Below are 22,000 nucleotides of genomic sequence, written 5' to 3' on the forward strand. Positions count from 1 at the left end.
CATTATCCCCCTTATTTATTTAATTTATCTTTTATTTTTCTTCTTAATGATGCAAATAGGTCTTTGTTATCAAATTCTTTTTTGAAGAAAATCTATATATTTCAAGATTAGGATTTAAACCTTTTGCATACATGGATACCTTTTCATAGTCAAATTCGAAAAATTCCTTCATGTCGTATTTGTTTAACAAAAGAATATTTGCAACTGAAAACATCAATGGATACTTTTGAACTTTGTCATCTCCCTCTGGAATACTTAAAATTGCTACTTTTAGGTCCTCTCCCAAATTAAATTCAGCAGGACATACCAAATTACCTATATTCTCAATTAATAATACATCGATATCATTTAAATTAAAATAATTTAATATATTTTTTATGGACATAGCCTCAATATGGCAAGCTCCATCTGTATTAAGCTGAACCACTGGAATCCCCATCTGACTAATTCTCTCAGCATCAATTTGTCCAGTTATATCTCCTTCAATAACAGCGAGCTTATAATCTTTAGAAAGCTCTTTTATTAATTCAACAATTACACTTGTTTTTCCTGCACCAGGAGATCCCATTATATTTATCATAAAAACCTTTTTTCGTCTAATTCCTTTTTTACTTCATTGCTGCAATCCTCATTCCATTCCATTATCTGTTTTACTACTTTAATTTCCACTATTCCACCTCCAATGCTTCTACGTAAAATTCTTTACCACTAATAATCCTATATCTATACCCACCGCATTTTGGACATCGTATATCGCTTCTTTTTATCTCACTTTCATTATTGCATTCTGAGCATATAATTTTAATAGGAACTCTATCTATAATAAGTTTAGCACCTTCAACTAAAGTTCCTTTAGAAACAATATCAAAATACTCTTGAATTAAAGAAGGAATAACCCCTGAGAAGTCCCCGCATTTTACCTTTATATTTAATACCCTTTTGGCATTATTTTTTCTGCTACTTCCTTTGCAATTTTGATTATTCCTTCAGTTATAGCTAACTCGTGCATAATATCACTACCTATCTAAGCATGAGAAACAAGGATCTATACTTGCAATAATAAGTCCTGCATCTGCAACGGTATTATTCCTTAGCATATAAGGAACTGTAGGTGCTGTTTTAAAGGTCGGAACATGTATACTTACTCTATAATTTGTTTGTCCTCCATCTGTAACAACATAATATATTACTTGACCTCTTGGAGCTTCAACCCTTTGTGTAAACTCCCCAGCAGGAACTTTAGGGATCTTCATTCCTAAATTAATTGGTCCTTCAGGTAGGTTTTCTAATGCTTGCTTTATAATCTTTATACTTTCATCAACTTCTAATGCCCTTATTAATATCCTTGCAAAAACGTCTCCATCTTCAACTACAGGAACATCGAATTCAAAATCTTCATAAGATGAATATGGAGCATCCTTTCTAACGTCTACCTTAACTCCAGAAGCCCTTGCATGGGGACCAATTGTTCCCATTTTTATAGCTATATCCTTTGGTAAAACACCTACTCCCTTTGTTCTCATGGCTAAAGTTTTATCGTTAAGAACAATTTCCTTTATTTTTTCGTGTTCCGCTTTAAATTCATCTAAAATCTGCAATATATTTCTTCTTAAATCATCACTAATATCCCTTCTTGAACCTCCTATAATTATCATACCATAGTTAACTCTATTGCCAGATATAGCCTCTAAAATATCCATTATCTTTTCCCTTACATTCCAAATATGCATGAATAAACTATCATATCCAACTAAATGGGCAGCTATACCCAGCCAAAGATAATGGGAGTGAAGTCTTTCAAGTTCAGCCATTATAACTCTTATATATTGTCCCCTTTTAGGAACCTCCATATTGGCAATCTTTTCTATAGCTTGAGCATATGCAAAGGGATGAGAGTGAGAACAAATACCACAAACCCTTTCTACTAAAACTAATGTTTGGATAAAATTCTTTTCTTGAGCTAATTTTTCTATACCTCTATGATTATAGCCTATAAAAACTTCAGCATCCTTTATTATTTCACCTTCAGTATAAAGTTTAGCATGTATGGGTTCTTCTAAAGAAGGATGATATGGTCCAATTGGAATTACGTAACTCATCTAATCACTCCTTTATTCCTTGAGTTTTTTCACTAGTTCATTTAATGGAGTAACAAGTATCTGACCCTTTCCTTCAAACATCGTATCTGGAAGGAAAAGCCTGCCCTTCATATTTAAACCTTCAAAGTTAACTCCAATAAGTTCATGAAGTTCTTCTTCTGGCCATGAGGCTGAAACATCATAAATATGCGATATTGTAGGTAAAACATCTTCTCCTTTAACCGTATAGGCTTCAATAGTATCACCAACTTCATAATGGTAACTCACTATTTTTGCCCCTCCTTATCCACATATCCGTGGATCATAACAAGTCTTCTTCCTTCACCACTCATCTTTTCTGCAATAGGAACTATTTCTTCCTTCTTAATTTCAATTGACTTAAAATTTTGCATTAAATCACCTCCATTTAACATATCCTGGGAAGCTGTGCCCCAGTTAACTTATTTAATATTCTTGAACCTCCGATTGGAGTTTTTAACACAACTAAACCTTTATGGTTTGAGGTTACTTTTCCTATAATAGCTGCATTTTTACCCTCAGGTAGATTTTTAATATCCTTTACTAAATCTTCTGCTATATCTTTTGACGCTATCAAAACTATCTTTCCTTCATTTGCACTGTATAATGGATCAATTCCAAGTATTTCACAAGCAGTAAATACATTTTGTGCAATTGGAACATCTTTTTCTATAAGTTCAATAGAAAATTCAGTCCCCTCAACAAACTCATTTAATGTAGTAGCTAATCCCCTCGTGTAGGATCCCTCATTATTTTAACTTCTCTACCATACTTAAAAATAGTTTTTGCTAAATTAGTTAGGGGCATACAATCCGATTTAAGATCCGTATCCAAAAAGAAGCCATTTCTTGCTGACATAACTGCAACTCCATGATCCCCAACATTTCCCGTAACTATAACTACATCTCCATCATTAATCCTTGCCTTAGCATACCCTTCTATTTCCATAAAACCTATACCTGAAGTATTTATATATATGCCATCTCCCTTTCCCTTTTCCACAACCTTTGTATCTCCTGTTACTATCTCAATACCACATTCTTTTGCGGTTTCGCTAATCGAATTTACTATTTTTTTAGGTGCTCAATTTTGAATCCTTCCTCTATAATGAAGCTCAAACTTAGATACCTAGGGATTGCACCACACATTAAAGGTCATTAACAGTCCCACAAACTGCTAATTTGCCTATATCTCCTCCAGGAAAAAAATAAGGTGAAACAACAAAGCTATCAGTTGAGAATGCAATTCTTCCTTTACTTTTTAGAACTGCTCCATCCATTAATTCATTTAACTTGCTGTTATCAAATTTAGGTAAAAGAATTTCTTCTATTAAACTTGAAGTTTTCTTTCCACCGCTTCCATAGTCTAAAGTAATTATTTCTTCCATAATTTCACCTCAGAATCTTAAATACTTATAATATGCCGCACAGGCCCCCTCACTTGAAACCATACATGGACCTATTGGATTTTCAGGTGAACATAATTTAGCAAACAATGAACACTCCTTAGGTTCTATCTTCCCTTTTATTATATCACCACATTTACAAATTGTTAATTTATCTTTAAAATCTAATTTTATATCAAACCTTTTAACCGTATCAAAATCACAATAAGTATCCTTAATTCCCATACCACTCTTAGGAATGATTCCTATACCTCTCCAAATATCATCAACAGGTTCAAAAACATCCTCCATTATTCTTTGAGCAAATTCATTTCCCTCTAAGGTTACAATTCGCATATATTCATTTTCAATGATAGCAATATTTTTTTCAAACTGCATAATTATTTTATATATTGCTGTTAAAATATCTTCCGGTTCGAAACCTGATATTACAGAGGGCTTTTTGTAGTCATCAGCTAAAAATCTAAATCCCTTTATTCCAAGAATAGTTGATACATGTCCTGGACAAATAAATGCGTCGATTTCGATCTCCTTTGAATCTAATAAGGCCCTCAATGCTGGTTCTACAAATTTATGCATAGAAAAAACCGAAAAATTTTTAATATTCCTTTCCTTTGCTTCTTTTATTGCAACAGCCGTTCCTGGAGCCGTTGTTTCAAAGCCGATTCCCAAAAAACAACCTCAAAATCAGGATTATTTTCTGCTATTGAAATTGCATCCATTGCAGAATAAACAAGTTCTACTTTAGCCCCCATAGACTTTAATGTAGCCAAATTAAATCCCTGACGACTTCCTGGAACTTTAAGCATATCACCAAAAGTAGCTATCAAAACTTTAGGATTTTGGGATAGAGTTAAAATTTCATCAATTCTATTAATTGCTGTGACACAAACCGGACACCCTGGCCCAGAAATTAATTTTATATTTTCTGGAAGTATCGTTTTTATGCCACTTTTAGCAATAGACATGGTATGTGTTCCACATACTTCCATTATTTTTATTTTCCTTTTATTATAGTTTTTTATAAACTCTACAATGTCCTTTACCTCACTTGGATTTATTTTTAGCTGCATTGGCAACCTCCCTAAATAATTCTAAATTTTCCTTTGCAAGCTTTTCATCAAGTTTGTTTATTGCAAAACCAGCATGAACATATACATAATCACCAATTTTTATATCTTTGATAAAATCTACTCTGATCTTCATCTTAATACCATCTAGCTCTGCTACAGCATCGTTGCCATCAATTTCTATTACCTTTAAAGGAACTGCTAAACACATAATATTCCTCCCCCTTTTTCTGCAACAGCTAATTGTCCTAATGCCATTCCTTCATCATTAGTGGAAACCCTATTATGATAATATACTTTAAAATTATTGTTTCTAAGAATCTGAACTAATTTACTTAGTAGATAAATATTTTGAAAAACTCCACCAGAAATAACAACTCTGTCTATCTTATAAATATCCTTTAGCCTTAAAACTATTTCAACAGCTGAATTTACTAAAGTATTCATAAATGCAGCTGTAATAATATCTACATTCTTACCTAAAGTAACATCATTTACTATATCTCTTATAATAGGCCTCCAATCTATTTTTAATATTTCATCATTGTAAATTTCATATTTATAAAACAAATCATTTTCCAAAGCCTTTGACTCTAATAAAACCGCTGCTTGACCTTCATAGGATACCCTATCTTTAATACCAAGAATGCTTGCAACGCCGTCAAACAACCTGCCTATGCTGCTGGCTTTAACTGTGTTGAAATTTTTATTCAACATCATATTTATTACTTGCAGGTCATCTGTTGTAGCAAATTCATTTGGAATTTCTCCTAATGCATCCATTAATATAGAATACTTTATCCTATAAATATCCTTTATAGCCATATCTCCTCCAGGTAAAGCTATGTCTCTTATAGTAGCTACCCTTTTAAATTCTTTATAATCACCAACCAAAAACTCTCCACCCCATATTTTCCCATCTAACCCATAACCTGTTCCATCCCAAATGATACCTATTACTTCCCCTCCAACTTATTATCCGCCATACATGATGCCATGTGGGCATGGTGATGCTGCACCATATAAAGGGGAATATTTTGCTTTTTGCTTATCTCCTTCGCATATTGTGTTGACAAGTAATCAGGATGCATATCACAGGCAATTCTATCAATATCTATATCAAATAATTTTTTATAATGTTCAATTTGATCTATATAATGCTTGTAGGTTTCAATATTTCTTAATTCTCCAATATGCTGACTCAAAAGACAAAACCATTTTTGCTCAAAGCAAAGGATCCCTTCTGTTCTGCTCCACAGGCTAAAATCTTATTTCTTGAATTATATCTTATCGGGAAAGGAACATAGCCCCTTGATCTTCTAATAAAATATTCCTTGCCCTCAAATACCTTTACGATTGAATCATCACACCTTACATGTATATCTCTTTCATGAATCAAAAACCCATCTACGATATCCCAAAGTTCATTTATAGCATCTTCATTTTTATAAACTATTGGAACATCATGAATATTTCCACTTGTCATTACAAGCACGTCTAATTCCTGCATAAGTATATAATGTAAAGGAGAATATGGTAGCATAACTCCTAACCATTTATTTTCTGACACATGATCCAAAAGATTATTTCTTTTTTTAAGCAATACAATAGGCCTCTTATAACTCTCCAAGATATTTTTTTCTTCTTTACCTAAATAGCAATAATTTTCTACAGTATTTATATCCTTCATCATAAGGGCAAAGGGCTTTTCATCCCTACCTTTACGTTGTCTTAATTTTACTAATGATTCTTTATTTTTTGCATCACAGGCTACATGAAATCCTCCTATGCCTTTAATTGCAATTATTTTACCATCCTTTAAATATTCTATTGCCTTTTCTATTCCTTTATCGAATTTTTCCATATTTTTGTCTATAAAATACACCTTAGGTCCACAATCGCTGCAGCAATTAGGCTGAGCATGGTATCTTCTATCCTCAATATCTAAATATTCACTTAGACATTTATGACACATCTTGAACTCTTTCATTGTGGTTTTATCTCTGTCATAGGGAACATCCTTTATTATTGTAAAACGTGGTCCACAATTGGTGCAATTAATAAAAGGATATAAATATCTTCTATTCTCCTTATCGAATAATTCACTAAGGCATTCATCACAAATGCTAACATCAGGAGATATAAAGGTAAACTTGTCTTCTTTATCTTGGCTTTTTATAATTTCAAACCCTTTATAATATTTTAAATCTTGAAAAAATTCATATTGTAAATCTTCTATATAGGCTAACTTTGGAGGGTTATTTATTATTTCCTCTAAAAAACTTCTAATATAAATTTCTTCACCTTCAACCTCTAATTCAACCCCCAAAGAAGTATTTTTAACCCAACCTTTTAAATTAAAATTTTGAATTAACTTATTTATAAAAGGTCTAAAACCAACACCCTGAACAATACCGTTAACTCTTATTACAGCTCGTATCATAATTTTATCACCTGTATTTTATTTGATATAACAGTATCTATTTTTATATATAACAGATAGAAAAATTAGTTAAATTTTGGGCTTTATATAAGTATAACACAATTTATTTATTTTTTAAATAGATTTAACAGATTAAATTATTAACAATCTATTCCCCCTCGACTACACTCTAAATTATTGTTATAATATAATAATGTTAAGATTTTTTTAAGCAATTTTTTACAATAAATTTAGTATAAAGGAGAATGAAATATGGGATTTAAAGAAAAATTAAATCAAAAACTTCAAGATGCTTACTGGGAAAAATATAAAGATCGCCTAACCCAGGTTCACGGACATGTTCTAAGTGTAAAAGTTGCTGAAAAAGTAATATTGGGATTTATTCACTTGCTAAAGGTTGATATTGTTGTAAAACCTGAAAGAAGCAAACTTGTAGTTAAGTGCCAATACAAAAAAGAAGGTTCTTTAAAAAGCCAGAATTTATTCAAGTAAATCAGGGGCATTTAGTTTTAATTCAAGGTTTAAAACCTAAAAAGAACAAAAAGAAAGATTCTGATGTTATAGAAATAATGAATGTCATAAATATGACAACTAAAAAGAATTAATTCCTATCGGACTTGACCTTAAAAAGCTTCAACAAAAACAAATAATAAGGAAGTAAAGCTGTCTTTACTTCCTTTAATTTCTTTTATACCAATAAAGGCTAGAAATCAAAGAAATTATACCTGAAAATAATAGCACTATAAGCCATTGAATAGTATTCAAAGGTTGCGTATAAAAAACCTTCTGCATGAAGGGATTGTAAATTATAAAAATCAACATAAATAGCGAAGATAAAACTGCATATATTAAATATTTATTAGTCAAAATACCTATATTAAATATAGATTGTCTCTCTGAACGACACTCAAAAACATGGAATAACTGCGACATTATTAATGTGCCAAGGGCTATTGTTCTAGATATTACAATGTTGCCAAAATAATTTAAACTTATTGCATAGGATGCCACTGTGCACAAACCTATAAGTATTCCTCTTAAGATAATTTTGTGTAACAATCCCTCCGAAAATATGCTTTCATCCCTTTTCCTTGGCATCCTTTGCATGATATCCTTTTCTCCCTTTTCCATGCTAAGAGCCATTGCAGGTAGGCCATCCGTAGCTAAATTTACAAATAATATCTGTATCGGTAATAGCGGAATAGGTAAACTCAACAATGAACTTAAAAACATAGTCAATACTTCGCCAATATTGCATGAAAGAAGATATCTTAAAAATTTTCTTATGTTATCATAAATAATTCTACCCTCTTTAACTGCAGCAACAATAGTTGCAAAATTATCATCAAGCAATATTAAAGATGCCGATTCTTTAGTTACATCTGTTCCACTTTTACCCATAGCAATACCTATATCGGCTTCCTTTACCGCTGGAGCATCATTAACTCCATCGCCAGTCATTGCAACTACTAGTCCTTTTCTCTTATATGCCTTTACAATTCTGAATTTATGTGTTGGAGTCACTCTAGCAAAAACTTTTACTTTCATTATTATATCATCAAGTTCTTTTTCTGAGATTTTATTTAGTTCTTCTCCTGTTAATACAAGTTCCTTTTCGTTTAATATGCCTAATTCCTTTGCTATAGCCTCAGCTGTTAATTTATGATCACCTGTTATCATCACTGGAACTATTCCCGCCATTTTTGCCTCTACTACAGCATCATAAACTTCCTTTCTTGGGGATCAATCATTCCTGCTAAACCTAAAAATATTAGTTCCTTTTCGTCCTCCGTGTTTTCAATTTCTTTATAAGCAAAAGCCAATACTCTCAATGCTTCCTTTGCCAATTTATCATTAGCAGATAAAATTGCCTTTCTATCGTTTTCTGTTATAACTCTTGTCTTCATATCTTCCAAAAGAGCTTTACAATTTTCCATAACCTTCTCAGGTGCTCCTTTTACGAAAAGAAATTTTCTATTGCCCTTTTGCACAAGAACCGACATCATCTTTCTATCAGAATCAAAGGGGTTCTCCTTTAATATTTTGAATTCCTTTAGTTCTTCCTTTTTGTATCCAAATTTTGCCGCTAATACAAGTAATGCAATTTCAGTAGGATCTCCTAAATAATTATTCCCTTCAATCGAAGAGTTATTACATAAAACACAACATTCAAGCAATTTTTTAAAGGCTTCCTTATTGTTTAAGTTTACCCTTATTCCTTCATATAATAATTCTCCCTTTATGTCATAACCTTCACCAGCTATTTTATATTCCTTATTCAAAATATATAATTTCCTCACCGTCATCCTATTTTGAGTTAATGTTCCAGTTTTATCGGAGCAGATTACCTGGGTGCAGCCTAATGTCTCCACTGCCGGAAGTCTTCTCACAAGAGCATTTTTTCTCATCATCCTTTGAACTCCCAATGCTAATGAAACAGTTACTACTGCAGGAAGACCTTCTGGAATAGCAGCAACTGCTAAACTTACACCAACTAAAAACATTTTATATATGTTTTCGCCCCTTAATATCCCTGTAATAGTAACCAATGCGCATATTGCCAATATTAGATATACAAGATATTCTCCTAATTTATCAAGTTTTTCCTGAAGAGGGGTCTTGTTATCATTTATATTTTCTAGCATATCTGCTATTTTACCCATTTCTGTATTCATCCCAGTTGCTATAACTTTACCTAAGGCCTTCCCTTTAGTTACTAAACAGCCCATATAGACCATATTTTCTTGTTTTATTTTATCTCCATTATAAGCTTTTTATCAATCGGCATTGATTCGCCAGTCAAAATTGACTCATCGCTCTGTAGGGCATCGCATTTTAATATCAATATGTCTGCAGGAACCCTATCACCGCTTTCTAATTCTACTATGTCTCCTATAACTAATTCTTTAGCCTTTATTACCATTTTCTTTCCTTCGCGAATAACCTTTGCCGTTGGGGCAGCAAACTCCTTTAAAGCTTCTAAAGCCTTCTCGGTCCTATATTCCTGAAGGAAGCCTAAAATTCCGTCCATCAATATTATTATAAATATAGTTATTGCATCGGCGATTTCCCCAAAAATATAGAAATTATAGTTGCAGCTAATAGAACCCATACAATAAAATCATTGAACTGTGACAAAAAGATAATTAATGATGATTTCTTTTTCTTTTTAGCTATTTCATTATACCCATATTTTTGTTGCCTCTTTTTTACTTCGTATTTTGTTAAACCTAAAAATTCATTTTCTTTTTTATGTCGACTCCATAAAATGCCAAAATACCATCCCCCTTAGTTAAAATTAAAGAAGATAAATCTAATTAAAATATATTTTTAAATATATAGTTATATCACAAAAAGAAGTCATTATTTAAAAAATAGTATTTATTGGTTATAATATTTAAGTATATAGGAGGTGTTTTAATGACAGATATTATTTACATATTTGGCCACAAAAATCCTGATACTGACTCAATTTCAGCTGCAATAGCCTATGCTGAGCTAAAAAACGTTTAGGTTTTAACGCAATCGCTAAAAGACTTGGGGATATCAATCAAGAAACAGACTTTGTATTAAATTACTTTAATATTCCAAAGCCAGACATCCTTCCAACTGTAAAAACTCAAGTTTCAGATTTAAACTTGGATAAAGTAATCCCAATATCCCCAGATTCTTCTATAAAAACCGCTTGGATGCTTATGAAAAAAACAATGTCAAGACGCTGGCAGTTATCGATGAAAACGAAAAATTTTTGGGGCTTGTGACATTATCCAATATTACAAGTAAATACATGGATACACTTGAAAACAATATAATTAAAACGCCATTGAGAAATATATTGGAAACCTTAAACGCTAAAATTATTTTGGGAGACGAAGCGAAATTTAATTCCAACGGTAAAATAGTAGTTGCAGCTTTGTCCCCTGAAAGCATGAAGCCGTTTATTGAAAAGGGAGATATCGTAATAATAGGCAACAGAAAGGATTCCCAAAAAAGGCTATAGAACTTGGAGCTAATTGTTTAATTATAACTGGAGGGTTTAGTGCTGAGGATGAAATTTTAGAACTTGCAAAACAAAACAACTGTATTATTATAAATACACCTAATGATACCTATACTACTGCCAGATTAATAAATCAAAGCATACCTGTAAAATATGTAATGACTACTGAAAATATAATAAGCTTCCATATCGATGATTTTGTAGATGAAATAAGAGATAAGATGCTGCAAACAAGATATAGAAGTTATCCTGTTCTAGATGAAAATAATAAAATCTATGGTTTTATATCAAGATATCATTTAATATCACAAAAGAAAAAGCAGGTTATTTTAGTAGACCATAACGAAAGATCCCAAACTGTCCATGGAATTGATGATGCTGAAATCCTTGAAATTATAGATCACCATAGAGTTGCTGACATTCAGACGGGTAAACCTATTTTCTTTAGGAATGAACCTGTCGGAAGCACATCGACTATAATTGCAGGGATGTATTTTGAAAATGGGATTAGACCCCCAAAGAATATTGCTGGTTTACTTTGTGCAGCTATTATATCAGATACAGTTAAATTTAAATCACCTACCTGCACATACATAGATAAAATAACAGCTGAAAGGCTGGCAGAAATAGCTGGTATAGATATCGAAGGCTTTGCCCTTGAAATGTTTAGAGCTGGAACATCTCTTCAAAACAGAACGCCAGAAGAAATTTTCTTCCAAGATTTTAAAGAATTTAAACTTGGAAAATATAAAATTGGTATAAGTCAAGTTAATACTATGAACGTTGAAAGCCTTGGTGAAACCAAAAATGATTTATTAAATTTCATGAACAAATTGTGTAACGAAAAAGGATATGATTTATTAATAATAATGTTAACTGATATTATTAGAGAAGGTTCAGAGATAATATTTACAGGAAAGGAAAAAGATCTTATAGCAAAGGCCTTTAACGTGGATGTGCATAATAATTTTGTATTTTTGCCTGGAGTAATTTCAAGGAAAAAGCAAATAATTCCTCCACTTTCACAAATAATTGAATAACACAAATAAAAAATGCGTCCTTGTGATTTAGGGCGCATTTTTGAATTTATAACGATGAAACTTTTACTTGAACAGGTTGATCAAACAAACCTCTTTTAACTTCAGTAGCAGTAATATGGGTTGCTCCAAATTTTTCAGTCATATAATTACAAGCATCCCAAGGATTTATATGATCGCCGCATGTAAAGACATCTACTGCAGCGTATCCTAACTCTGGCCAAGTATGAATTGTAAGGTGAGATTCAGAAATAACTACAACGCCACTAACGCCAAGTGGACTAAATTTATGAAAAGCTACTTCCCTAACTTCAGCACCAGCCATAAGTGCAGCATCAACCATTATCTTTTCAATCTTTTCTCTGTCGTTTAAAATTTCTGCATCACAACCATAAATCTCTGCAATTATGTGACGACCCAAAGCGTTCATTCTAACTCTCAACCTCCTTTTTCATTTTTTACAATAATTAAATTTTATCAAAATAACACAAAAGTCAAGCATTTTAAACAAAATCCATAATTATTTAAAATTACAATTAAAACATATCAATTTTTCTCAATAAATCTCTTATTTTTAAGCAAAGTTACTATTTCTACTACTTATATTATATGACTATTTTCAAAAATGCAATATAATAGCAAAAAAATAGCAGGATTCTCACCTGCTATTTTTGCATCCTTTATAGATAGTGATATTCTTTTGTTTTCATAATCAATATCTATTATTTTTACTTTTACTTTTTGGCCAATCTTAGCAATATCCTGAGGCTTATTTATTCTTATATGAGACATATTCGATATATGAACTAAGCCTTGAACACCTTCTTCTAATTCTACGAAGGCTCCAAATTCTGCAAATGCCACTATTTTACCTTCTACTATATCTTCTACAGAGTATTTTTTAATAAACTTTTCCCAAGGTGTTTCCATAGTTCGTTTTATGCTTCCAGTAACCTTTCCTAATGCTTTATCCAATTTTATTATTATAAATTCTACTATATCTCCTATTTTAATTACATCGCTTGGTTTTTGAATTCTCTTCCAGGATAATTCTGAAACTGGGATAAAGGCATCATAATCTCCAGTATCTACAAATACACCAGAATCTATTATAGTCTTAACTTTACCTCTTTGTGTCATACCTTCCTGAAGATTTAATATTATATTCCTAGACCTTTGTTGCCTTTCATGTCTTGCAACTTCCCTTCTTGATACTATTATTTCAATTTTACCATCTTCTTTTACTTCTAAAACATTTGCCTTAAGTTTTTTCCCAACTAAATCCTCAGGATTATCCTTTACTAAATCAATGCCTGAGTGTGAAAGGGGCATAAAGCATCTTAATTCTCCTATTTTACATTCAAATCCTCCCTTAATCACTCTAATAACTTCTATATCAACTAATGTCCCATCATGTTTATAATTCTTTAGGTTTTCTATGAATTCTTCCTTTTCTAGACTCCTTCTGCTTAATAGAACATTTCCTTCTCCATCATTTAGCTTTATAATCTCAACCTCGTATTCTTCTCCTATTTTGAATTTTTCCTTAAGATTAATCTGCAAGTTAGATGCTTCTTCCTTTGGTAAAATTCCATCGGATTTATAGCCTATATCAAAATACACCTCTTCATCTGTAACATGGAGAACCTTACCCCTTACAACATCTCCTACTTCAATTTTTATAAAATCACTAAAATAATCTAAATCCATATCATTAGAATCTTCAATTTTAGTTTCTAATTTATTTTTCTCAAAAACATCATTAGTAATCTTATCTTCATTTGATATACTAACCAAATTATTCATTACTTCCTCTATAACAAATTGTGGAGTAGATGCGCCAGCAGTTATTCCTATTTTATTAAATTGTTTTATTTTTTCTATGTTAAGTTCATCAGCATTTTCAATAAGCATAACGTTACTACAATTTTCCTTTGAAATTTCGTAAAGTTTTCTTGTATTTGAGCTATTTTTCCCACCAATAACTATCATTAGGTCAACTTTTTTTGATATATCCTCAGTTTCTTTTTGCCTTATTTCAGTGGCACTACAAATTGTATTAATTATTAAAGCCTCTTTGGTTAAAGCAATAATTTTACAAGCTATTTCATGCCATTTTTTGCGTTAAACGTGGTCTGTGAAACTACGCAAACTCTTTGATTTTTAAAATTATCCTCCACAACTCCATCAATATCCTTAATAATAATTGCTTCGTTATCACACCAACCATTAATCCCTTTTACTTCAGGATGTTCAGAATCACCTATGATAACTATCTTATATCCGTTTTTGAAGTTTTTCTCTACAATGTTGTGTATATTTTTTACATATGGGCAAGTGGCATCTATCACCTTCATAGCCCTGCTTTTTAAGATTTCGTATTCACCCTTTCCTATTCCATGAGATCTTATTATTATCGTGTCATCTTCTCCAACATCCTCTACGCTATTTAGTGAGCAAACACCCTTTTCTTCTAAAAGTCTTACTGCATCCGGATTATGAATAATAGGCCCTAATGTTTTTACATTTTTTCTTCCTCAGAAGCCTTTAATGCTTTTTCCATAGCATTTTTAACTCCAAAACAAAATCCGGCATTTTTAGCAAGAAGAATTTCCATCATTTATTCCCCCTCTTTTAATTCTTTAATCTTTTCTATAACTATTTGGCTTAATCTTAAATAATCCTCACCAGTTAGCTTGTCCTTAGTATATGCTGAAAAATCAATTGGCTCTCCAAAAAACCCTCATTTTTGTAAACGGAACATAGTTTCCTCCTATATATACAGGAATAACTTTTTTATTTGATTTAATTGAAAGTAAAGCTACACCAGAGTGGGCCTTCCCTAAGTCTTCTCCCTTTACTCTAGTTCCCTGTGGAAAAAGCCCTAATAAATGTTCATCCTTTAATAACTTCAATGCTGTTTTTATAGCATTTAAATCAGGCTCCCCCTCCTTACAGGAAAAGCTCCTAAATTTTTTAATAAAAATCTCAAAAAGGGTTCTGAAAAGCCTCAAACTTTGCCATAAATCTTATAGGTCTTGGTGTTGTAATAGCTACCATAACAGGATCAGCCCATGTATAATGGTTCGGACAAATTAACGCCCCTTCATCCTTTGGGATATTCTCAATTCCTTTAACTTCGATCCTATAAATTAATTTAAATACCCCCTTAGCAATAAACCTTAAAATCCTGTATAAGCTCATACTTTACACCTCAACTTTTTACAAACTATATTTAGAATTTCCTCAACAACTTCTTCTAATGTCTTATTTGTATTATTAACTACTATTGCGTCATCAGCTTTTCTTAATGGGTTAACTTCTCTGGTTGAATCTATATAATCTCTTTTTTCAATTTCTTTAACTATATCATCATAGGATACCTCTATTCCCTTTTCTAGAAGCTCTTTATATCTTCTTTTAGCCCTCTCCTCAACAGATGCAACTAAAAATATTTTTATCTCTGCATCCTTTAAAACGTTTGTTCCAATATCCCTCCCATCCATAATAACGCTTTTATTTTTAGCAATATCCCTCTGAATTGCAACTAATTTTTCTCTTACTTCTTTTATTGCAGCTACTTGTGAAACAAGCTTACCTATTTCAGGCAATCTTATTTCTTCCGATACATCTTCGCCGTCCAGATAAACTCTACCATTAATAAAATTTATATCAGTTTTCTCCAATAACTCAATAATTTCATCTATGTTATTAATATCAGTCCCATTTCTGATAATCTTTAAAGTTATTGCCCTATACATTGCTCCTGTGTCAATATATTCTATTTTTAACCTTTGGGCAATAATTTTTGCTATAGTGCTTTTGCCTGCACCTGCAGGCCCATCAATTGCTATAGAGAATTTTTTCATTCACAACTCCCCTTTATTAATAATTCTATAAAAAAGCTAAATTCCTTCATTTAGTTCTGGTCTTAAATTAATTGCTTCTCTTAAATACACATTTTTAACTTCACTTTGTCTTTTATCTCCATTTACTAATACTAAAATTCTAATGCATTTATTTAGACTATTTTCTACGTCCATCTCCTGCATGCACATATATGAAATATGCTTTAACCCTATATTTCTTAATGCTTCAGCAGGATATGCACTTTTATATCCTTTGTTGCTGTGAAAATGATAGTAAATACATCTTTAATATTTAAATCATTTTCCTCAACTATTTTTTCAAATAATTCTGTTGTAGCAGTAAAAACTTCCTCTTTAGTATCACGTTCAACAGTTATAGCACCTCTAATTGAATACATCGATATCACCCCTAACAGTAATATCCAGCACAATATCCTGTTGAAAAGGCTATTTGCAAATTAAATCCACCAGTATAAGCATCAACATCCAAAAGTTCTCCCGTTATATACAAATCTTTTATTATTTTTGATTCCATTGTTTGCGGATCTACTTCTTTTATTGATATACCACCCCTTGTAACGATAGCTTCTTCTATGGGGCGTGTTCCAACAATCGTTAGTTTAAACTCCTTCAAAAGACTAGCAAGCTTTAATCTTTCTTCCTTTGTAATCGAATTAACCTTTTTATTTGGATCAATACCAGATAATTTTACTACAATAGGAATAAGTTTTTGAGGTAATAAGTCATCTAAAGAATTTTTAAAGTCTTTATTTTTATATTTTTCAAAATCCCTTAAAATTCTTTTATTTAATTCTTCAAATGATAATGCAGGTTTTAAATCAATTATAAATTCAACTTCCTTTGGTAAAATATCAACGATATTTCTGCTTGCAGAAAGAACTATAGGTCCTGAAACTCCGAAATGTGTAAAGAGCATTTCACCAAAATCCTGATATATAACTTTGTTGTTATTTTTAACTTTAATTTCTACATTTTTAAGAGTAAGTCCCATTAATTCTCTAACCCAGTCCTCCTTAACAACGAGTGGAACTAATGAAGGTTTTAAATCAATCACAGTGTGTCCCAATTTTTTAGCAAATCTATAACCATCTCCGCTTGAGCCTGTCCCTGGATACGAAGCACCGCCGGTTGATAAAATTACTACATCAGAAAAGATTTTCTCCTTTCCATTTATTTCAACCCCAATAGCTTTATTGTCTTTTACTAAAATGTCTGTTACTTTTGTATTTAACATAATTCTCACTTTATATTCTTGCATATATTTTTCAAAGCATTTTATTATGTCGCTAGATTTATCGCTGTCAGGAAACACTCTGTCACCTCGTTCAATCTTAAGTTTTACCCCCTTATCCTCAATCATCTTTATTAAATCATAATTTGAAAAGGTATGTAGTGCTTTATACATGAATTTCCCGTTTCCAGGAATATTTTTTATTATTTCATCGATGCTTTTGCTAGTTGTAACATTGCATCTTCCTTTCCCTGAAATAAATATCTTTTTCCCAAGCCGATCGTTTTTTTCAATGAGCAAAACGTCTTTTCCATATTTTGCTGCTATTATGGCAGCCATCATCCCTGAAGCACCACCACCAACTACTATAACCCTTTTCATATAGGCCTCCTTATTTAATAATTTACACTAAAAACTCTATGTAAAATTAAACATTGTTTATTATAACATATTTTATCCAAAAAATATTATAATAAATCACCTTGATTAAATATAACTTTTATCACAAGTATGAAAAATATATTCAAAGCCAAAAATAAATAAGGTAGGCACATTCTGAGATATGCCTACCTTAAATATTGGAAAAAAGATTACAAATTAATAATTACCTTGTGAGTGCATTGCATCTGCAACCTTAATAAAGCCTGCTATATTTGCACCAGCAACGAGGTTGTATCCAAATCCATATTCTTCTGCAGCTTTCATTGCCATATTATGAATATTTACCATTATTTGGTGTAGCTTTTGATCCACTTCTTCAGCAGTCCAAGCCATTCTCATGCTGTTTTGTGACATTTCAAGGGCTGAAGTTGCAACTCCACCTGCGTTTGCTGCCTTTGCTGGTCCAACATGAACCCCATTAGCTAAGAAATATTCTAAAGCTTCATTGGTGCATGGCATATTAGCACCTTCAACAACATACTTAACTCCATTTGCTACTATTTGTTTTGCATGTTCTAAATGAATATCATTCTGAGTAGCACATGGCATAACTATATCTACTTTTACACCCCATGGTTTTTGTCCTGGGAAGAATTGAACACCAAATTTATCTGCATAATCCTGAACTCTATCTCTTCCTGAATTTCTCATTTCAAGTAGATAATCTATCTTTTCACCCACAACTCCATCTGGATCATAAATATATCCATCTGGTCCTGAAAGTGTTACAACCTTACCGCCTAATTCTGCAACCTTTTTGCATACACCCCATGCAACATTACCAAATCCTGATACTGCAACAGCCTTTCCTTCAATAGTTTCTCCTTCATGCTTTAACATTTCCTGTGCAAAATAAGTAACACCATAGCCAGTTGCTTCTGGTCTTATCAAACTACCACCGTATGATAATCCTTTACCTGTTAACACTCCGTTTTCAAAGGCCCCTCTAATTCTTCTATATTGTCCATATAGATATCCTATTTCCTTTATTCCAACACCAATATCTCCTGCTGGAACATCAACGTCAGGACCTATATGTCTATATAGTTCAGTCATAAAACTTTGGCAAAATCTCATTATTTCAGCATCAGATTTACCCCTTGGGTCAAAATCAGAACCTCCCTTTCCACCACCAATTGGAAGCCCTGTTAATGAATTTTTAAGAATTTGTTCAAAACCAAGGAACTTAATGATGCTTAAATTAACCGATGGATGGAATCTAAGTCCTCCCTTGTAAGGTCCAATTGCTCCATTAAATTGAACTCTATATCCTCTATTGACATGTAGATTTCCCTCATCGTCAACCCATGGAACTCTAAACATTACAACTCTTTCTGGTTCACAAAATCTTTCAAGCAAATTAGCCTCTATGTATTCTGGGTGCTTTTCTAAAACTGGTTGTAAAGTTGGTAATACTTCTTCTACTGCCTGGAGGAATTCGGGCTCATTTGGATTTCTCTTTTTACGTTTTCGATTACCTGTTTAATGTAATCAGAGGGAGAGATGTTTTTCTTTGCCATTTTAATGACCTCCTTCAAAATAACGAATCCTTACAACTCTATTATGAATGATTTCTTGCATTATTTCAAGTCAAAAAATAATTAATTTCATTTTAATCATTTGTTTTTTAGATTTATCATCCGTTTTTTATTATTTTTGAATTTTTATAAATTTTGCACTAATCGTTATTTTTTATCTTACTATCATAAACATTATATTCTTCCCAAATATTTTCAAGTGTCTTAAATGTTTCCGAAATCGTTTCTTTTTCCTTAACTCCTACTGCTACAATTAAAGCATTAATCAAACTCAAAGGCGCCACAAGTGAATCAACAAAGGATACCATATTGCTTTGTGCAATTAATGTGTAATCAGCATGGGAGGCTAGAGGCGAAAGCAAGCTATCTGTTATAGCTACCACTTTTGCACCTCGATCCTTTGAAAATTTTAAAGCTTCAATAGTTCTTGTTGAATATCTTGGAAATGAAATGCCTATAACTAAATCCCCATCACCAACTCTAAGAAGCTGCTCAAAAATATCACTAACTCCTCTTGATACAACCCTTACATTATCTAATATTAAATTCAAATAAAATCCCATAAACTCAACAAGGGCCTGTGAACTTCTGAATCCAACTATGTAGATTCTTTTTGCCTTTAATATTTCATGCACTACTTCATCAAAAGTATTTTGATTTATTTTTTCTAAAGTGACCCTTATATTCTCCATATCTGCCTTTAGGACACTTCTTAAAGGATTTTCCTCATCTATAAGATCATTTGTTATCTCAATTCTTTGAACCGAAGTCAATTTGTTTTTTATAAGTTCTTGCAATTCTTTTTGAAGACTTGGATACCCGCTGAATCCTAACTCATTAGCAAATCTTACAACTGTAGACTCACTTACCCCTACAGCCTGACCAAGTTTTGCTGCTGTCATAAATGCGGCCTTGTCATAATGTTTTAGAATATATTCTGCAATGATTTTTGCCCTTTGCTTAGCCTTGGAAATTTCGTTTGAATTATTTTCATTAAGTCTTGCCTATTTCCATCCATAAAAATACCCCTTTTCTATTAAATATTCCCCATCTAAATTAATAAATTAACCTAATTGCAATTTTCTAAAAATACAATTATATTTTATCATTTTATTTTGTTTCTTGCAACATATCCTTCATTTGAATGTAAATTAATTTTAAATCTTTATTCTGTTGGACTATCTGGTTCAGCATCATAAATAGAAATCGTATCCTTACCATTTTTGCTTGTTAGACCAAAAATTAAGCCATATTTTTTAAATTTTTATTCAAAAGTCAACTACCTTATACATTTCATCATAACTTTTAAATTCCATAATTGCTATTAGATTTAAATCTTCATGAATTTTTTCATTTAGATCCCTCCTCTGTTAGCCATGAATTTACTTGTGCAATAATGTTAAAGTTAGTAAGATCATAATGTAAAGGTGTAACTGTTATATAACCCTTCTTTATATAAAAAACGTCAGAATTTTCATCATCATTATCCATGACTGTTCCGGCAAGTTGGAATCTTCTTTCATATTCATTGTCAGTATCTTCCTCAATATAGGCATTTTTATATACTCTATTTCCCAAAATGCATACCCTAATACCCTTATTAGTTTCATCTTTAGGAATGTTAACATTAAGAACCACATCATCCTTAAGGTTATTAAAGGATCTTTCTGCAATTTCTTTTGATATTTTTGCTGCCCTTTTAGATATTCTTCATCAGCATCAAAATCTACCGAAACAGCTATTGAAGGTATTTTATATATTGCACCCTCAACAGCAGCTGATACTGTCCCTGAATATAACACATCAGTTCCTAAATTATATCCATTATTTATTCCAGATATTATTAAATCAACCTTTTCATTCAACAGTTTTTCAATTGCAACCTTTACACAGCCTGCAGGTTTTCCATCAACGCTATAAACCATACTTTTTATTCCTTCTAATTTTACTATTTTAACCGTTATAGGTCTGTGTAGTGTAATTGAATGTCCTGCTGCACTTCTTTGTTTATCAGGTGCAACAACAATGCATTCATGATGGGCTTCAAGTTCCTTTGTAAGAAAATATATACCTTTAGCATTGACTCCATCATCATTGGTTATTAAAATTCTCATAATAAAGGCCCTCCTTTTTGGAAAATTAAATATATAAGCATGAAAGGAGTAAAGCTATGATACAAATCGACGATGCTGGAAGCGGCAGCCTCGTTGGAGGCACAGCCATTGGACTTTTAAGAACATCAACTCTTGAGTATTATTATGAAGTTATCCCAATTAAATATTTTAAATCACCATACTTTAAAGAAAAAAATTCGAAGATCATTGTATAAAAATAATCGAAAATGGAATAAAAGCATTAAACATAAGTAAATATGAAGAAATCAATATATGTAGAGGATATATGTTCAATAAGGCAAGGAAATATTTATCTGAAAAGGGATACACAGTAATCAGCTCAAAAATAACTGATCCTCTTCAAACTTTAATCGAAGATACATTCAAAGAATATATCATTAATTTAGGTGTGCCTCAAGATTATATAAATTATACAAAGTATCCATTTCATTTTCATAAATTATTACGCTGGGTATTAGCTGATCCATCTAACAGAATTAAGCTTTGTAAAACCGGATGGGATAGTTGGCAAAAATATATTAACAATTTAAACATCGAAAGGCATACGGATTATATTTTAAATGGCAATTATATTTGCTTAAAATGTGGCTATAAAATAACCCCACCTGCTAAAATAAAGGTTATTAAATTTTTTACTAACAGAGAATATTATGTTTATCTTCATTATAACTGCCATTTTTCTCAATAACAATT

The 22,000-nt window shown here is 31.7% G+C and carries 15 protein-coding genes and 13 pseudogenes; 4 read left to right on the forward strand and 24 right to left on the reverse strand.

Features of this window, described 5'->3' with window-relative positions; translation table 11 throughout:
• Positions 1–43 precede the first annotated feature (43 nt).
• The 11 genes and pseudogenes from hypB to hypF all read right to left on the reverse strand — a co-directional run bounded on the left by hypB (position 44) and on the right by hypF (position 7,035).
• Complete coding sequence (gene hypB / locus PWK10_RS07175; RefSeq protein ID WP_274767816.1) at positions 44–580, reverse strand: hydrogenase nickel incorporation protein HypB; 537 nt, start codon at positions 578–580, stop codon at positions 44–46.
• A gap of 88 nt (positions 581–668) precedes the next feature.
• Positions 669–956 (reverse strand): annotated as a pseudogene (locus tag PWK10_RS19580) (hydrogenase maturation nickel metallochaperone HypA/HybF); the annotation flags it as partial.
• 60 nt (positions 957–1,016) lie between these two features.
• Entirely contained in the window at positions 1,017–2,099 is a 1,083-nt protein-coding gene (locus PWK10_RS07180; protein ID WP_008908605.1) for a hydrogenase large subunit, read from the reverse strand.
• Positions 2,100–2,111: 12 nt separating this feature from the next.
• The gene (locus tag PWK10_RS07185; RefSeq protein WP_274767817.1) at positions 2,112–2,366 is read right to left on the reverse strand and encodes an NADH-quinone oxidoreductase subunit C; all 255 of its coding nucleotides are present in this window, start codon (positions 2,364–2,366) and stop codon (positions 2,112–2,114) included.
• Complete coding sequence (locus tag PWK10_RS07190) at positions 2,366–2,491, reverse strand: hypothetical protein (RefSeq protein ID WP_274767818.1); 126 nt, start codon at positions 2,489–2,491, stop codon at positions 2,366–2,368. Before PWK10_RS07190 ends, PWK10_RS07185 begins: the two co-directional genes overlap by 1 nt.
• A 14-nt stretch (positions 2,492–2,505) precedes the next feature.
• Positions 2,506–3,504: pseudogene (hypE, locus tag PWK10_RS07195) on the reverse strand (hydrogenase expression/formation protein HypE).
• Positions 3,505–3,513: 9 nt separating this feature from the next.
• Positions 3,514–4,595, reverse strand: a pseudogene (hypD, locus tag PWK10_RS19585) (hydrogenase formation protein HypD).
• Positions 4,570–4,803, reverse strand: a complete 234-nt coding sequence (locus PWK10_RS07205; protein ID WP_274767819.1) for a HypC/HybG/HupF family hydrogenase formation chaperone — start codon at positions 4,801–4,803, stop codon at positions 4,570–4,572. The pseudogene hypD and the gene PWK10_RS07205 overlap by 26 nt, the downstream one beginning before the upstream one ends.
• The gene (locus tag PWK10_RS07210; protein ID WP_446715348.1) at positions 4,794–5,549 is read right to left on the reverse strand and encodes a Kae1-like domain-containing protein; all 756 of its coding nucleotides are present in this window, start codon (positions 5,547–5,549) and stop codon (positions 4,794–4,796) included. The genes PWK10_RS07205 and PWK10_RS07210 overlap by 10 nt, the downstream gene beginning before the upstream one ends.
• Positions 5,549–5,797 carry a hypothetical protein gene (locus tag PWK10_RS07215; RefSeq protein WP_274767821.1) on the reverse strand — a complete coding sequence of 83 codons (249 nt, stop codon included), beginning with the start codon at positions 5,795–5,797 and terminating at the stop codon, positions 5,549–5,551. Before PWK10_RS07215 ends, PWK10_RS07210 begins: the two co-directional genes overlap by 1 nt.
• Positions 5,794–7,035: a carbamoyltransferase HypF gene (gene hypF, locus PWK10_RS07220; RefSeq protein ID WP_274767823.1), complete on the reverse strand. Its 1,242-nt coding sequence runs from the start codon at positions 7,033–7,035 to the stop codon at positions 5,794–5,796. The genes PWK10_RS07215 and hypF overlap by 4 nt, the downstream gene beginning before the upstream one ends.
• A 252-nt stretch (positions 7,036–7,287) precedes the next feature.
• On the opposite strand from hypF, the pseudogene PWK10_RS07225 reads away from it, so the two are divergent.
• Positions 7,288–7,696: pseudogene (locus tag PWK10_RS07225) on the forward strand (hypothetical protein).
• 17 nt (positions 7,697–7,713) lie between these two features.
• Here the strand turns inward: PWK10_RS07225 and PWK10_RS07230 are convergent.
• Positions 7,714–10,305 (reverse strand): annotated as a pseudogene (locus tag PWK10_RS07230) (calcium-translocating P-type ATPase, SERCA-type).
• Between the two features lie 150 nt (positions 10,306–10,455).
• On the opposite strand from PWK10_RS07230, the pseudogene PWK10_RS07240 reads away from it, so the two are divergent.
• Positions 10,456–12,075: pseudogene (locus PWK10_RS07240) on the forward strand (putative manganese-dependent inorganic diphosphatase).
• 46 nt (positions 12,076–12,121) lie between these two features.
• Here PWK10_RS07240 and speD read toward each other — a convergent pair.
• From speD to surE, 12 genes and pseudogenes are all read right to left on the reverse strand, one after another.
• The gene (gene speD, locus PWK10_RS07245) at positions 12,122–12,502 is read right to left on the reverse strand and encodes an adenosylmethionine decarboxylase (RefSeq protein WP_008908596.1); all 381 of its coding nucleotides are present in this window, start codon (positions 12,500–12,502) and stop codon (positions 12,122–12,124) included.
• A gap of 170 nt (positions 12,503–12,672) precedes the next feature.
• Positions 12,673–13,878 carry a 30S ribosomal protein S1 gene (locus PWK10_RS07250; protein ID WP_446715349.1) on the reverse strand — a complete coding sequence of 402 codons (1,206 nt, stop codon included), beginning with the start codon at positions 13,876–13,878 and terminating at the stop codon, positions 12,673–12,675.
• Between the two features lie 48 nt (positions 13,879–13,926).
• Positions 13,927–14,579 (reverse strand): annotated as a pseudogene (gene ispH, locus PWK10_RS19590) (4-hydroxy-3-methylbut-2-enyl diphosphate reductase); the annotation flags it as partial.
• 14 nt (positions 14,580–14,593) lie between these two features.
• Positions 14,594–14,692: a hypothetical protein gene (locus tag PWK10_RS19595; protein WP_446715304.1), complete on the reverse strand. Its 99-nt coding sequence runs from the start codon at positions 14,690–14,692 to the stop codon at positions 14,594–14,596.
• 100 nt (positions 14,693–14,792) lie between these two features.
• Positions 14,793–15,276: pseudogene (locus tag PWK10_RS19600) on the reverse strand (lysophospholipid acyltransferase family protein).
• Positions 15,273–15,941, reverse strand: coding sequence for a (d)CMP kinase (gene cmk, locus PWK10_RS07270; protein ID WP_274767826.1), 669 nt, complete (start codon positions 15,939–15,941; stop codon positions 15,273–15,275). The pseudogene PWK10_RS19600 and the gene cmk overlap by 4 nt, the downstream one beginning before the upstream one ends.
• Positions 15,942–15,977: 36 nt before the next feature.
• Positions 15,978–16,339: pseudogene (gene aroH / locus PWK10_RS07275) on the reverse strand (chorismate mutase).
• An 11-nt stretch (positions 16,340–16,350) separates the two neighbouring features.
• Positions 16,351–17,580: pseudogene (locus tag PWK10_RS07285) on the reverse strand (NAD(P)/FAD-dependent oxidoreductase); the annotation flags it as partial.
• A 210-nt stretch (positions 17,581–17,790) separates the two neighbouring features.
• A pseudogene (gdhA, locus tag PWK10_RS07290) lies at positions 17,791–19,154 on the reverse strand (NADP-specific glutamate dehydrogenase).
• A gap of 158 nt (positions 19,155–19,312) precedes the next feature.
• A pseudogene (locus PWK10_RS07295) lies at positions 19,313–20,190 on the reverse strand (MurR/RpiR family transcriptional regulator).
• A gap of 250 nt (positions 20,191–20,440) precedes the next feature.
• On the reverse strand, positions 20,441–20,488 hold the full coding sequence (locus PWK10_RS19605) for a hypothetical protein (protein ID WP_446715350.1): 48 nt from the start codon (positions 20,486–20,488) through the stop codon (positions 20,441–20,443).
• 34 nt (positions 20,489–20,522) lie between these two features.
• Positions 20,523–21,286 (reverse strand): annotated as a pseudogene (gene surE, locus PWK10_RS07300) (5'/3'-nucleotidase SurE).
• A gap of 56 nt (positions 21,287–21,342) precedes the next feature.
• Between surE and PWK10_RS07305 the strand changes: the two are divergent.
• Entirely contained in the window at positions 21,343–21,501 is a 159-nt protein-coding gene (locus tag PWK10_RS07305) for a hypothetical protein (RefSeq protein WP_274767831.1), read from the forward strand.
• 71 nt (positions 21,502–21,572) lie between these two features.
• A complete protein-coding gene (locus PWK10_RS07310; RefSeq protein WP_274767832.1) occupies positions 21,573–21,995 on the forward strand; it encodes a hypothetical protein in 423 nt (140 codons plus the stop codon).
• The last annotated feature ends 5 nt before the right edge of the window (positions 21,996–22,000 follow it).

Origin of the sequence: Caloramator sp. Dgby_cultured_2 (assembly GCF_028872215.1) — a bacterium.
GTDB classification, from domain to species: Bacteria; Bacillota; Clostridia; order Clostridiales; family Caloramatoraceae; genus Caloramator; species Caloramator australicus.

What these genes read in the sequence shown, in the direction of transcription:
- hypB (WP_274767816.1), bottom strand. Translation starts at nt 580, where the DNA reads ATGATAAATATAATGGGATCTCCTGGTGCAGGAAAAACAAGTGTAATT.
- PWK10_RS07180 (WP_008908605.1), bottom strand. Translation starts at nt 2,099, where the DNA reads ATGAGTTACGTAATTCCAATTGGACCATATCATCCTTCTTTAGAAGAA.
- PWK10_RS07190 (WP_274767818.1), bottom strand. Translation starts at nt 2,491, where the DNA reads ATGCAAAATTTTAAGTCAATTGAAATTAAGAAGGAAGAAATAGTTCCT.
- PWK10_RS07205 (WP_274767819.1), bottom strand. Translation starts at nt 4,803, where the DNA reads ATGTGTTTAGCAGTTCCTTTAAAGGTAATAGAAATTGATGGCAACGAT.
- hypF (WP_274767823.1), bottom strand. Translation starts at nt 7,035, where the DNA reads ATGATACGAGCTGTAATAAGAGTTAACGGTATTGTTCAGGGTGTTGGT.
- speD (WP_008908596.1), bottom strand. Translation starts at nt 12,502, where the DNA reads ATGAACGCTTTGGGTCGTCACATAATTGCAGAGATTTATGGTTGTGAT.
- PWK10_RS07250 (WP_446715349.1), bottom strand. Translation starts at nt 13,878, where the DNA reads ATGAATAATTTGGTTAGTATATCAAATGAAGATAAGATTACTAATGAT.
- PWK10_RS19595 (WP_446715304.1), bottom strand. Translation starts at nt 14,692, where the DNA reads ATGATGGAAATTCTTCTTGCTAAAAATGCCGGATTTTGTTTTGGAGTT.
- cmk (WP_274767826.1), bottom strand. Translation starts at nt 15,941, where the DNA reads ATGAAAAAATTCTCTATAGCAATTGATGGGCCTGCAGGTGCAGGCAAA.
- PWK10_RS07305 (WP_274767831.1), top strand. Translation starts at nt 21,343, where the DNA reads ATGATACAAATCGACGATGCTGGAAGCGGCAGCCTCGTTGGAGGCACA.
- PWK10_RS07310 (WP_274767832.1), top strand. Translation starts at nt 21,573, where the DNA reads ATGTTCAATAAGGCAAGGAAATATTTATCTGAAAAGGGATACACAGTA.